Annotated in this window: 13 protein-coding genes and 1 pseudogene; 3 read left to right on the top strand and 11 right to left on the bottom strand. The window is 64.4% G+C overall.

The features are described from left to right. Positions 1-12: 12 nt before the first annotated feature. Positions 13-405, bottom strand: coding sequence for a DUF6276 family protein (locus P1K32_RS10605; protein WP_276249702.1), 393 nt, complete (start codon positions 403-405; stop codon positions 13-15). Positions 406-493: 88 nt separating this feature from the next. Here P1K32_RS10605 and P1K32_RS10600 point away from each other — a divergent pair, with 88 nt between their 5' ends. After that, the gene (locus tag P1K32_RS10600) at positions 494-1,114 is read left to right on the top strand and encodes an RDD family protein (protein WP_276249701.1); all 621 of its coding nucleotides are present in this window, start codon (positions 494-496) and stop codon (positions 1,112-1,114) included. A gap of 16 nt (positions 1,115-1,130) precedes the next feature. Here P1K32_RS10600 and P1K32_RS10595 read toward each other — a convergent pair whose 3' ends face one another. The 10 genes from P1K32_RS10595 to ahaH form a co-directional block, all read right to left on the bottom strand. Further along, entirely contained in the window at positions 1,131-1,823 is a 693-nt protein-coding gene (locus P1K32_RS10595; RefSeq protein ID WP_276249700.1) for a V-type ATP synthase subunit D, read from the bottom strand. Between the two features lie 133 nt (positions 1,824-1,956). Then, positions 1,957-2,712, bottom strand: coding sequence for a bacteriorhodopsin (locus tag P1K32_RS10590; protein WP_276249699.1), 756 nt, complete (start codon positions 2,710-2,712; stop codon positions 1,957-1,959). Positions 2,713-2,838: 126 nt separating this feature from the next. Then, positions 2,839-4,251, bottom strand: coding sequence for an ATP synthase subunit B (locus P1K32_RS10585; RefSeq protein ID WP_276249698.1), 1,413 nt, complete (start codon positions 4,249-4,251; stop codon positions 2,839-2,841). Then, positions 4,251-6,011: an ATP synthase subunit A gene (locus tag P1K32_RS10580; protein WP_276249697.1), complete on the bottom strand. Its 1,761-nt coding sequence runs from the start codon at positions 6,009-6,011 to the stop codon at positions 4,251-4,253. Before P1K32_RS10580 ends, P1K32_RS10585 begins: the two co-directional genes overlap by 1 nt. 3 nt (positions 6,012-6,014) lie before the next feature. Continuing rightward, positions 6,015-6,341, bottom strand: a complete 327-nt coding sequence (locus P1K32_RS10575; protein WP_276249696.1) for a V-type ATP synthase subunit F — start codon at positions 6,339-6,341, stop codon at positions 6,015-6,017. Next, a complete protein-coding gene (locus P1K32_RS10570; RefSeq protein ID WP_276249695.1) occupies positions 6,338-7,414 on the bottom strand; it encodes a V-type ATP synthase subunit C in 1,077 nt (358 codons plus the stop codon). Before P1K32_RS10570 ends, P1K32_RS10575 begins: the two co-directional genes overlap by 4 nt. Next, complete coding sequence (locus P1K32_RS10565; RefSeq protein ID WP_276249694.1) at positions 7,411-7,995, bottom strand: V-type ATP synthase subunit E; 585 nt, start codon at positions 7,993-7,995, stop codon at positions 7,411-7,413. Before P1K32_RS10565 ends, P1K32_RS10570 begins: the two co-directional genes overlap by 4 nt. A gap of 18 nt (positions 7,996-8,013) precedes the next feature. Further along, positions 8,014-8,274 (bottom strand): F0F1 ATP synthase subunit C, encoded by a 261-nt coding sequence (locus P1K32_RS10560; RefSeq protein WP_276249693.1) that lies wholly within the window; start codon positions 8,272-8,274, stop codon positions 8,014-8,016. A gap of 199 nt (positions 8,275-8,473) precedes the next feature. Further along, a complete protein-coding gene (locus P1K32_RS10555) occupies positions 8,474-10,714 on the bottom strand; it encodes a V-type ATP synthase subunit I (RefSeq protein WP_276249692.1) in 2,241 nt (746 codons plus the stop codon). Then, positions 10,701-11,033, bottom strand: a complete 333-nt coding sequence (ahaH, locus tag P1K32_RS10550; RefSeq protein ID WP_276249691.1) for an ATP synthase archaeal subunit H — start codon at positions 11,031-11,033, stop codon at positions 10,701-10,703. The genes P1K32_RS10555 and ahaH overlap by 14 nt, the downstream gene beginning before the upstream one ends. Positions 11,034-11,170: 137 nt before the next feature. Here ahaH and P1K32_RS10545 point away from each other — a divergent pair, with 137 nt between their 5' ends. Together P1K32_RS10545 and P1K32_RS10540 are read left to right on the top strand one after the other, a co-directional pair. After that, positions 11,171-11,791, top strand: a complete 621-nt coding sequence (locus P1K32_RS10545; RefSeq protein WP_276249690.1) for a methyltransferase domain-containing protein — start codon at positions 11,171-11,173, stop codon at positions 11,789-11,791. 87 nt (positions 11,792-11,878) lie between these two features. After that, positions 11,879-12,692, top strand: a pseudogene (locus P1K32_RS10540) (manganese catalase family protein). Positions 12,693-13,022 lie beyond the last annotated feature (330 nt).

Genomic DNA, 13,022 nt, shown 5'->3' with positions numbered 1-13,022 from the left:
GTTAGGATTGCCTCAGAGTAGCTGTTCGAGCTGGTGCCGACGACGGCCGAGGTCGACGTGCGCGTCGTCGCCGTAACTGTCCGCGAGGCGGTCGACGGCCAGTAACGGGTCCGTCCCGGCCCGTTCGACCCGTTCGAGCAACGCCGTTATCTCCGCGCGGTGTACCGCCAGCGAGTCGAGCAGGCCGACGAGCAGCGCCATAGGGACGGCAGCGTCCGCGCTGGCGGGGAACGCGTCGTCGAGGTCGGTGAGGTTCGGGACATCGTCGGGCGACTCGTCGGCCGGCTCCATCGCCAGACAGGCGCGACAGAGCGCCACGGCGGGGGCGTCCCCGGGGAGATACTCGCGCAGGTCCGCGCGAACGGGGACGGCCACGAGGGCACCGCCACAGTGCGAACAGGACATACCGGACCTGTGCCCGCGGCGAGTATGAGTCTGGTGGGTACAGGTGTACTGCAGTACCTATTTATCGCCGTCACAAACACGAAAGTACATGTCAACGAAACCAGGCCGGTCGGATACAGACGTTATCGGTGCCCGGACCGTTGCACAGATAATCGACTACCTGCTGATGGGTGTGGTTTTCTTCGTCGTCATGACCGTCATGGCCCTTTTTTCGCTCCTTCTCGGCATGGTCACACAGCGTCCCGAGGCGGCCGACACCATCTTCATCTTCGGTACTCTCGTCGCCGCCGTCGTCGTCATCGTCGGCTACAGCCCCATCCTCGAAGCCGTCTGGAACGGCCAGACCGTCGGCAAGCGGCTCCTCGGTATCCGCGTCGTGACCGAAGCGGGTGACGAAATCGGGGTGAGAAAAGCGCTGGTCCGGAACATCCCCGCCATCACCGCCGGGACCTGGCTGGGCTATCTCGTCGCCCTCGCCTCGATGGCGATGTCGGACCGCCGGCAACGCCTGTTCGATATCCTCGCTGGCACTGTCGTCGTCAGTGAAGGATTCTCGGCGAAAACCGATGCGGCGACGGACGACCCGACAGCGACGTCGGCCTCTGGTGGTCAGACGATAGAATCGACTGTCGACGACGAGTCCGGTGTGGCAGACGACGGCTGGGACGACGATTCGAACATGTGGGACGATTCACCAAACGACCAGTGATAGGACGTCACGCCCGTCAGTCGTCTGCCGTGAGCCGTTCCGCTTCCGCTTTCTCGGCTTCCTCGGCCGCGAGCGCGTCTTCCTCCTCTTCTTTCTTGGCCTTGATTTTCTTCATGCGGAAGATCTCCTCGCGCTCTTGCTCTTCGAGCTTCTGCTCGATGTACTCCTTGTTGTCGTGGAGGTCGGGCAGGAGTTTGAACTCCAGGGCGTTGACGCGCCGCTTTGTGGTCTCGATCTCCTCGAGCATCTTCTTCATCGCCGTCTCGACCTCGGCGGCGAGGATGATGTTCTCGATGAGTTCCTCGTAGGCGTCGGCGGCCTCGTCGATTCGGGCGGAGGTGCCCATCACGCCGTAGCCACGCTCGTCCAGGGACTTCTTGACGCCCGTCGAATCGATCTGGGGGACGACGACACCCATGATGTTCTTCGACTGAGTCGTCAGTTCGGGGTGTTCCTTGAGTGCGGCCGCGGCACCACGGACGGCCACGTCGCCATCCATCGCCCGGGCCATGTTGATCGCGTCCTGAGCGCGGTCGTAGGAGTCGTCGAGGTCTTCACGGACGTCCTGTGCCTGGTCGAGGATATCCATGAACTCCATGATGAGGCCGTCACGCTTCTTCTCCAGCGTATCGTGCCCGCGCTCGGAGAGCTCGATGCGGTCCTCTATCTGCATCAAGTTCTTCCGAGTGGGTTTGACGTCCTTCGCCATTACAGGGCCGTTTCGGGCGTAGCCAGTTAACCGTTTTCAGTCGTCTCGGCGGCGTGGCTGTCGGGTTCGCGGTGGAAAAAATCCGCGTCGTCAGTCGGACCCACGCCGTTCGTGGGTCATGACGCCAGTTGCGCTAGTCGTCAGCGGGCGAGGCACCCGTCGTCTGGGCCTGCGCGGCGCCGTCGAGGACGCTGTGACTGCGCAGGAGGATGAACCCGAAGCCGACCTTCGCGACCAGGTCGATGACCATGAAGCCGGCCGTCTCCGTGAAGATGCCGACCAGGGCGAGCCCCTCGGTGCCGATGAGCCACCAGACGGGGTAGACCAGCCAGACGACGGCCACGAGGTTCCGCAGCGTGCGGAAGGTCCCCTGGGTGTCGCTTGGCAGATCGGTCACCCGGCTCGACAGCGAGCTGAACAGGAAGTACAGCAACACCAGCAGGAACGCGGTGCTGATTCCCCACCAGATGAGCCGTTCGGCGCCCGCCGCAAGCACGCCGCTACCGGCCGACAGCGTCGCGACGACGCCGGTACCGATCATCAGCACGTCGAGACTGACGAGCGTCGAGATGGTGTTGCGGTCCGCCCCGGCGAGCAGGGCGAGGTCGTACAACAGCAACGGCGTGGTGAACAGCCAGTCAGTGTACCGGGCCCAGTAGATGGGCGCCTCGGGGTCGTTGGGCAACTCGATGATGGTCAGCCCGAACCCGAGCGCCATCGCCAGGTAGTTCACGAACGCGATCGCTGTTATCAGTATCGTCGCGATGTAGAACTTCTGGCGACGGTCGTCCGTCTCGCCCCAGCCTCGGCCGATGAAGTATAGCATGCCGAGGAACATGCCTGCTGTACCCAGCCATAGCCATATCTGTTCGCTTCCTGGTTGTGGCATAGTGCAACTGTAATTTGGGTTCCGAAGGTAAAGTTTAGCACACCCAATCAGTTGGGTACTAAGCGGCGAAGCTTGCGTGAACCCAGTCGAGAGCCGTGAGAACGAGGGTCGAAACCGTCGCCGCTCTCAGTCCGCAGCGACTTCTTCGGCCGTCTCTTCCTCGCGGTAATGTTCCTCGATGAGCTCTTCGTCGATGCGGTTCAGCGCATCTTTCGGGAGCATCGAGAGCAGGTCCCAGCCGAGTTCGAGCGTCTCGTCGATGTCGCGGTCGGTGTCGTACCCCTGGTCGACGAACTCCTCCTCGAAGCGGTCGGCGAAGTCCAGATACTTGTTGTCAAGGTCCGACAGCGCCTCGCGACCGACGATGTTCACGAGGTCGCGCAGGTCCTCACCCTCCGCGTAGGCGGCGAATATCTGGTCTTTCACGTCGGCGTGGTCGGCACGGGTCAGGCCCTCACCGATACCGTCGTCCATCAGCCGCGACAGGCTTGGCAGGACGTTGATGGGGGGCTGGACGCCCTGGCTGTTGAGGTCCCGATCGATGTAGATCTGGCCCTCGGTGATGTAGCCGGTCAGGTCCGGAATCGGGTGCGTGTCGTCGTCGCCCGGCATCGTGAGGATGGGAATCTGGGTGACAGAGCCGTCACGACCCTCGATACGGCCGGCCCGCTCGTAGAGCTGGGCCAGGTCCGTGTACATGTATCCGGGATAGCCACGTCGGCCCGGGACCTCCTCACGTGCGGCGCCGATCTCTCGGAGCGCCTCACAGTAGTTGGTCATGTCCGTGAGGATGACCAGCACGTGGTAGTCCTTCTCGAAGGCCAGGTACTCGGCCGTGGTGAGCGCGAGTCGCGGCGTAATCGTCCGCTCGACGGCCGGATCGTCCGCGAGGTTCATGAAGACGACGGAGCGTTCAAGCGCGCCGGTGCGCTCGAAGTCGTCCATGAACTCGTTTGCCTCTTCGGCCGTGATACCCATCGCACCGAAGATGACAGCGAACTCAGAGCCCTCCTCGCTGCCTTCCTCCTCCTCTGGCACCGATGCCTGTCGCGCGATCTGGAGCGCGAGGTCGTTGTGGGGCAGCCCCGACGCCGAGAAGATGGGCAGTTTCTGACCGCGGACCAGGGTGTTCATGCCGTCGATGGCCGACACCCCGGTCTGGATGAACTCCTCGGGGTACTCCCGGGAGTACGGGTTGATAGCCGCGCCGACGATGTCCTGTCTGTCGTCGGGGACGATTTCCGGGCCGCCGTCGATTGGCTGGCCGGTACCGTCCATGACTCGCCCGAGGAGGTCCTCGGTGACGGGCATCTTCATCGTCTCGCCCAGGAAGCGAACGGAGGCATCGCGGTCGATACCCTCCGTCCCCTCGAACACCTGGATGGCGACGTGGTCGCTTGCCGATTCGAGCACCTGGCCACGGCGGGTCTCGCCGTCGCCGATCTCGATCTCGACGATCTCGTCGTAGCCGACCGGCTCGTCGGTCTCGACGAACACCAGCGGGCCGCTGATCTCAGTGATTGTCTGATACTCTTTCATTAGTAGAGCTCCCGGAGCTCCGAGGTGATGTCGTCCTCGAGCTCGTCGATGTACTCGTTGTAGTCCTCCTGGACGCCGATGCGGTTGAGCCGCGGAGCGCTCTCGATGTCGGTGAGTTCCTCGACGGGCACTCCGGCGTCGAGCGCCTCGAAGGCCTCGTCGTTGTACGTCTTGATAGCGTCCATGATACGGTACGTCTTCTCGGGCTCGCAGTAGGTGTCCGTCGGGTGGAACGCGTTCTGCTGGAGCCACGCCTCACGCAGGTAGCGCGCGATTTCCAGGGTCAGCTGCTGGTCCTCCGGCAGCGCGTCCTTCCCGACGAGCTGGACAATCTCCTGCAGTTCGGCCTCCTCGTCCAGCGTGTCGATGGCCCACTGTCGCGTCTCGGGCCAGTCGTCCCGAACGTTGTCGACGAACCATGGGTCGAGTTGCTCCCGATAGAGCGAGTACGACTCGTTCCAGTTGATAGAGGGGAAGTGCCGACGCTCCGCGAGGTCGGCGTCCAGCGCCCAGAACGTCTTGACGATACGCAGCGTGTTCTGGGTCACCGGCTCCGAGAAGTCCCCGCCCGGGGGCGACACCGCACCGATGACGGAGACGGAGCCCTCGGTGCCGTTGATATTCGAGAAGTAGCCGGCCCGCTCGTAGAACGCCGAGAGGCGCGCCGAGAGGTACGCGGGGTACCCCTCCTCGCCGGGCATCTCCTCGAGTCGCGAACTGATTTCACGCATGGCCTCGGCCCACCGGGAGGTGGAGTCGGCCATCAGCGCGACGTCGTAGCCCATGTCGCGGAAGTACTCCGCGATGGTGATACCCGTATAGACGCAGGACTCTCGCGCTGCGACGGGCATGTTCGACGTGTTCGCGATGAGGCAGGTCCGGTCCATCAGGGCGTTGCCCGTGATTGGGTCTTCCAGTTCCGGGAAGTCCTCGATGACCTCGGTCATCTCGTTGCCACGCTCGCCACAGCCGACGTAGACGACGATGTCCGCGTCGGCCCACTTGGCGAGCTGGTGCTGGGTGACGGTCTTGCCCGACCCGAAGGGACCGGGAATCGCCGCGGTCCCGCCCTTGGCGATGGGGAAGAGGCCGTCGAGCACGCGCTGGCCCGAGATGAGGGGTTCGGTCGGGGTCTCCTTGTCGACGGAGGGCCGCTGCTGGCGCACCGGCCACTCCTGTCGCATCTGGATCTCCTCGCCGGAGTCCAGTTCGACGACCGTCTCCTCGACGGTGAACGTGCCCGACTCGATGGCGGTGACTTCGCCGCCATCGGAGTTCGGCGGGACCATCACCTTGTGGTCGATACTGGGCGTCTCGGGGACGGTGCCGACGATGTCGCCGGCCTCGACCGAATCGCCTTCCGCGACTTCCGGCTGGAACTCCCACTCTTTCTCCAGGTCGATACCCGGCGCGTCGACACCGCGGTCGAGATACGCCGAGCCCATCTTCTCCTCCAGGACGTCGAGCGGGCGCTGGACGCCGTCGTAGATGGCGTCGAGCATTCCCGGCCCGAGGTCCACCGACAGGGGCGCACCGGTCCCTTCGACCGGTTCACCCGGGGAGACCCCGGAGGTCTCCTCGTACACCTGGATGGTGGTGATGTTGCCTTCGATTTCGATGACCTCACCCATCAGCCCTTCCGAACCGACGTAGACGACGTCGTTCATCCGGGCGTCGAGGTCCCGAGCCGTTACGACCGGTCCCGAGACGCTTTCGATAATGCCGTCCTCGCGGACGTCGGATTCTGTTGCTTGACTCATAGTTTACTCCTCGTCCATCAGGTCGATACCGATGGCTCGTTTGATCTGTTCACGCAGCCCGCCGCTGCCGGCACCCTCGCTGCCGAGAGTGACCAGCACCGGTTCGACACTCGTCTCGGCCGCTTTCCGAACTGACCGAGAGAGATGGTCCATGTCGTCGTCGTGCATCACGACGATGCCGACGTCGTCGTCGGAGAGCATCTCCGAGACGGCGTCGTCCAGCTGCTCGTCCTTTGCTTGTGCGGGGATGTCCGCGAACTTGCGAACCCCCGCCAGTCGAAAGCCCGTCGTGAACTCCGGACTCCCGATAACTGCTATCTCCTGGCTCATAGTATCACCAGCTCCTGTTCGATCTCGTCGGGGGAAAGCCCCGCCTCGCGACCGCGGGCGATGGCCCGGATGTTGTCGACCTCGCGCTCCTTGGCGAGGATGTACGACAGCACCGGACAGACCGACAGCGGGTAGCGGGTCGACAACTTGTCGGCGTACTCCAGCAGCGCCGCGTCGAGTGCGCGCTCGAACTCGACCAGGCTCCCGGCGTCTTCCAGCGCGGACAGGGCCGAATCGAGGTCGTCGCCGTACGTGCTGTCACGCACAGTTGCGACCAGATTGTCCATGTTGGCCGTAAGCTGGGTCAGGGACTGCTGGTCAAAGAGTTTGCCGCCGTCGATGTAGTACTCGGCCGGGTCCGTCTCCGCGCCGCTTCGGGCCAGCCGAAGGGCGTTCCGGAGGTTTCGGAAGTCCACCTCGGCCCGCAGGAACTGGACGTACAGCCCCGTCGCACTGTCGCGTTCCGGGTTGCTCGGCAGCCCGTCGAGCAGTGTCTCGTAGAACGCGCGGTCGACAGCGTTCTCCAGGGGCACGAGGACCTGCTGTTCCTCGTACACCTCGTACGCCTCGGCCAGTGACGCTCCGAAGATAGTGTCGTCGAGCGATTCGACGACCTCCTCGATGGAACCGGCGTTGCGCAGCGCGTCGACGCGCTGCTCGCTGAACTCGCCGGCCCGGATGAAGTCGTCCTCGATGGCCGAGAGGTCGGCACCCGCGTACAACCCGCGGATGACCGTCTTGACGTTCCAGGCGTCGAACTTCCGCAGATAGCGTGCGATGTAGTTGTACAGCGCCCCCTCGGACCACTCAAGCAGGTCGTCGAAGTGTTTCGCGAGGTTGCGATTCAGCGCGTACTCGACGAGGTCCGAACCGCTGTAGCGGGCCCCGAGTGCGTTCATCTCGGTCTCGTACTCGGTCTCTTCCATGAAACGAGCGATCTCGCTCGTCCCCATCCGGACCAGCTTGCGGTAGTCGTCGTCGTCGAACAGCGAAGCGCGACGGGAGCGGACCCGAGCGATGACGTACTCGTAGTTGCTTGCCCGGCCGCCGGATGCTGTTCCGTACAGACTCATTGGTCTTCGAAGAGTCGGTCGCTGATTGCTTTCAGGTTGTCCTCCCAGACGGTCTCCAGCACGGAGTCGAACGTGTTGTTCACACGGACTCGGGAGGCCTCGCTCTCGACTACCACACCGCCGAGACACTCCTGCTCACCGGCGAACGTTGCATCGTCGTATTCAGTGAGGATATCCTCGATGAGCGACTGGTCCTCGGCGCGAGCGTAGACCCGAAGCGCGGCGCCGTCGTCGAACTCGTCGGCGGCGGCGTCGAGCAACTCGCGGGTCAGCTCCTCGCGGCGGTCGCCCTCGAGGTCGGCGACGGCCTGTTCGACGTCCTCGTGGACGTCTTCGAGCACGTCCCGGCGGGCGCCCAGTCGGGCCTGCTTGGCCTCGAGCTTCGCCGAGGAGAGACGCTGCTCGCGCTCCTGGGAAATCTCGCGCTCGACCTCGGCCTCGCGCTCCTCGCGGATTTCCTCCGCGTCGGCCTCGGCGTCGGCGATAATCTCGTCGGCGCGCTCGTCGGCCTCGGCCCGAATCTCCTCTGCACGCGCGCGGGCCTCGTCTCGGATGTCCTCTACGACTGTTTCAAGGCTCATTGTTGAAAAGGGAGATGTTTATACGACGAAGACGACGACCAGCGCGAGAATGACGAGCGTTTCCGGCAGGACTGTCAGGATGAGTCCACGGCCGAACATACTGTCGTCCTCCGCGACGGCGCCGACGGCGGCAGCGCCGATACCTCGCTCGGCGTAGCCCGAGCCGAGCGCAGCGAGACCGACAGCGAGTGCGGCGGCGGCACTCGGTGGGATAGCTGGCGCAGCAGCAGTACCTTCCTGCAGTACAGCGTTGACAACGGGTGCGATGGTTTCGATCATGTTGTTGAAGTCCTCTGTGAAGTTGCTCGTGTCCGAACAGGCGTATGTGACGCCACGGAGTTCATAAAGGTTCCCAAAACGGTTCGTCAGCAGCCTGTTCTGGCGGTTTAGGCGTGGCTGGACGACCGTCTGTGAGTGGGTACCAGTCGACGATCGGTCGATAATTTCGCTGCTTCTATAGCCGGAAATATGGCGGCAGTCAGTCGTCTGTCGTGTAGGTCCGCTCGTAGCCGAACGGACTGTACTTCTTGCCGCCGCCCTCGAAGAACTTCCCGAAGAACTCCACGTACTCGAGACGCACGGCCTGCAGGCCGGCGCTCGTGACACCGAGGATGAGCACCAGCATATGGCCGAGCACGAGCACGAGCAGCCCGCCGACGACGCCGGCGATACCCGAGTGCATCAGGCCCGGGAACATGATGCTCGTGACCTCGTAGCCGTGATACATCACCGTCTCGGACCCTTCGGGCACCGGCGGCATGCCGCCGATTCCGAAGTGCCAGCCGCCCTTGCTGTCGACGTAGACGCCGAAGAACAGCAGGTTGACGACAAAGGCCATCCCGGCTTTCGCCAGCAGGACCGCTGCCAATCGGGTGTAGGAGAGCCCGTTGACGAATACCTGCAGGAAGACGGCCTCGACGAACTCGGCGAAGTCCGCGAGCGCGATGAGCACGAGGCCGACGACGAAGACGGCCAGCGCCGCCATCCCGACGGTCGCCGAGAAGCCGGTAAAGCCCAGCCCGAACGGATTACCCGCGAAGACGGCCTCGCTCCCGATGATGAAGCCGGGCTTGCTGCCGGCAGGGAAGTCGCTGAAGATCCAGGTCCAGAAGCCAAACAGCATCAGGAGCCAGGAACCGCTCTCAGTGATGGCGTCCCAGAGCCCGTGCTCTAAGTTCTTGAAGAAGCCGAGCGTCCACCCCACAGCGAGGTGGGCCATCCCGGCCAGCACGCTAACGAGCAGCCAGCCCAGCGCGTACTCGCCGTACACCGGCTGGAGCCCCTTGTGGATCGGCGGACTGCCGCCCCAGACGATATCACCGAGCTGGTGGAGGCCGAAGAACTCGCCGTACAGCACGCCAAAGACCGCGGTGAAGCCACCGGCCCACATCGCGACGCCGCCGAGGCTCTTCATCACGTCGCCGCTCGCCTTCGAGTAGAGGCCGTAGCCGGCCAGGAAGTACAGGATACCGTACCCCAGGTCACCGATCATGAACCCGTAGAACACGGGGAAGGTGAGGAAAAAGAGCACCGTCGGGTCGAACTCGCCGTATTTCGGGCGGTTGACGACCTCGACGAGCGCCTCGAAGGGTTTGGCCGCGCCGGGGTTGTCCTGGATGACCGGCGGGCTGGATTCGCCCATCGTGACGAGCCCACTGCCCGTCGTGGCGTGGCCCCCGTCCGCGACGGCCTCGCGGCCGGCGTCCTCTTCGTCGGTCAGCGGCGTCTCGTCGGCGGCCGCCTCGTCGTGGCCGCCCTCGCCCTCGACCTCCTCCTGGGAGTGGACGTGTCCGTCGCTGTCGTAGGCGGCGACCTCGAGCTTCTCGATGTCGATGGCCTCGCCGACGTCCGCGCTGACCTGCTGTTCGAACAGCTCGTACTCCTCGTCGGGAATCCACCCTTCGGCGATGAAGGCGTTCTCCGTCGTCGCGAAGGTCAGCGGCGCCTCAGCCTTCTGGACCTCGATGGAGAGTTTCTCCTCGGCGGCCAGCAGGAAGCCGGCGTAGTCGAGGCGAAGCTCGTCGAGCTCGTTCTCGACCGTGTCGAGCTTCGATTCGAGCTGCTGTTTGCGGTGGTTCAGCTCCTCTAAGTACTCGGTCGGGTCGCCGTCGCCCTTCGGCACGTCGAGCGCGGAGAACGTCGCCCCGACCAGCGCGTCCTGCAGTTCGTCGGCGTCGGCGCGCGCGAAGACGGCGACGACGCCGTCCTCATCGAACAGCTCGTACGTGTCGACGTCGCTGTCCGCGAGGGCCCCGTCGATTTCGTCTGCGTCGCCTTCGCCGACTGCCACGGCGAGCGTGTCGTAGCCACGGAGCAGGTCCAGGTCGATACCGAGCCGGACGAACGGCTCCATGGTCGATATCCGCTCTTCGACGTCCCGGAGGTCGTCACGCAGGTCGTCGCGCCGGTCGTCGAGTTCGGTGACCTTCGTCCGGACTTCTTCGAGGTCCTCCTCGAGGGCCTCGTCGGTGACGAGTCGCGTCGGGCCCGCGTCCTCGGCCTCGACGCCGAGGATAGACTCCAGTGCGCGCACGGTGACGAGCTGGTCAGAAGCCTCGTCGGCGCCCTCGACCGGATCGCCCGGCTCGAAGCCCTCCCAGGCCCCGTCGTACTCGGTGACGTGGAGCATGTCGAGGTCGTGGACCGACTCGACGACGGACTCCATGACGCGTTTCGACCCCGTCACCGAGACGCGACACATCTTCTCAGGTCTGAGCATGTACCGCCTCCTCGAAGAGGTCTGTCACGTAGTCGACCACCTCGGTTTCGCGCCCTTCGGCCTGCTGTTCGAGCTCCTCGCGGGCCGACTCGCCCTCCTCGATGAGCTCCTCGCGCTCGGCCTCTATCTCCTCGCGAGCGTCCTCGAGGCGCTCCTGGGCCGCCGCCTCGGCGTCCTCGCGGGCCTGTTCGCGAATCTCGTCGGCCTCTTCGCGAGCCGCCGCGATGGTCTCCTCGCGGTCCTCCTCGGCCTCGGCGACGATATCGTCGGCCTCCTGCTCGGCCTCCTTTATCCGGTCTAGAACTTCTGGCCGTGGCATTCTCTAATCGTCCGAACCTTACTCCAGCGGCTATTTGGTAGTTGCGAAGTTTTCGCGGTATCAGAAGCCATGTCGCCGGGGACCCGACTCGGGTGAGAATCCGGGGAATTATGTCCAGTAAGCCCCAAGAACCACCAATGGGAGTCCTCGAGAACAAAGCCCGGGCGCGGACGTTCTACAAGTACCTCTCGAAGGTGTACGACGAGATCAATCCGCTCGTCTGGAACGAAGAGATGCGCGACGAGGCCATCGAGCTGCTGGAGCTCGACCCGGACGACCGCGTGCTCGACGTCGGCTGTGGGACTGGTTTCGCCACCGAAGGGCTGCTCGAGCACGTCGACACCATCTACGGGCTCGACCAGAGCCCCCACCAGCTCTCGAGGGCATTTGAGAAGTTCGGCAAATTCGGACGGGTCCAGTATCACATGGGCGACGCCGAGCGGCTCCCGTTCAAGGACGACAGCTTCGACCACGTCTGGTCCTCGGGCTCCATCGAGTACTGGCCCAACCCCGTCGACGCCCTCGAAGAGGCCCGCCGCATCACGAAACCCGGCGGCAAGGTGCTCATCGTCGGTCCCGACTACCCCAACTCCAGCGTCTTCCAGAAGGTAGCCGACGCCATCATGCTGTTCTACGACGAGGACGAAGCCGACCGGATGTTCCGCGAGGCCGGCTTCGAGGAGTTCGAACACCACATCCAGCAGTCGATGCCCGGTAGCCCGCGAGCGATTACGACCGTCGCGAAAGTGCCCGAATAGCCCACCACGGGTCGTGAACAGCCTGTCCCGGTGGCGCCGGCAACTGCAGGCAACTCGCTTTTTCAGTTTCTTTCCGTGAGTTGATACGTGTTCCATCACGACGACGAACTCCAGTACGAGGTCGAGGTAGCGGAGCCGGACCCGCAGTTCGCGAAGATGCTCCAGCAGGCCATCGGCGGGGCCGAAGGGGAGATGCGCGTCGCCCTCCAGTATATGTTCCAGGCCTTCGCCGTCCCCGCCGAGAAAGCGGAGATGCGCCAGTTCCTGATGGAGACCGCCACCGAAGAGCTGGGTCACATCGAGATGCTCGCGACCGCGGTCTCGAAAAACCTGGAAGGGGCGTCCGACGAGGCCCGCGAGGCCGCCCGGGAGGACGCCGTCATCGACGAGATGATGCGGTCGGGCCAGCCCCGCCAGGCGCTCTCCTCGGGGCTGCACGCGATGCCGGTCGACAGCAACGGCGTGCCCTTCACCGGCAACTACGTGGTCGCCTCCGGCAACCTCGCCGCCGACATGTACGCCAACATCATGGCCGAGTCAACGGGTCGGCTGCTCGCGACGCGGCTCTACGAGTTCACCGACGACCCCGGCATGAAGGATATGCTCGAATACCTCATCGCGCGGGACACGATGCACCAGAACCAGTGGCACGCCGCCCTCGACGCGCTAGGCGAGCACCGCCCTGTCCCCAACAGCTTCGACCAGGACAAGGAGAACCAGGAGTTCAACTACACGTTCATGTCCACTGCCCACGAGGAGCGCGAGGACCCCGAGCAGCCCTGGACCCAGGGCGACGCCCCGGACGGCAAGGGGGGAGTTCAGCAACTCGCCCCAGCAGCCCGGCGGCGGTAAACCGGACTTAGACGAGATGATAGACGAGATGTACAACGAGGTTAACTGAGCGGCGCTGCGAACGGAGAGACAGGCGGTAGCTGCCGCATTGGCCGGGAGCGGCCTCCGGGCCGCGACCCGGGGAAGGGCAGGTCTGCCGAGGGAGTGTCCGGCGAGCGGAGCGAGCCGGTTCACCGAATCCGAGCACAGCGAGGATTCGGCCTTTTTCATCGACGTTTTTCGAGGAGCCCTCCCGCAGCGAACTGAGTGAGCGAGGAAGGGCGACGATGAAAAAGGTCGCGGGGAAGGGCAGGCCTGCCGGGACGAAGAGCATACCGCGCCTCCGGCGCGGTTTCCCCGGAATCGCGGCTCAGCCGCGATTCCGGCCTTTTTCGCCCAC

The organism is Haloarcula rara, from assembly GCF_029338235.1.
Taxonomy (GTDB): Archaea; Halobacteriota; Halobacteria; order Halobacteriales; family Haloarculaceae; genus Haloarcula; species Haloarcula rara.
This window is presented reverse-complemented; position numbering and strand designations above follow the sequence as displayed.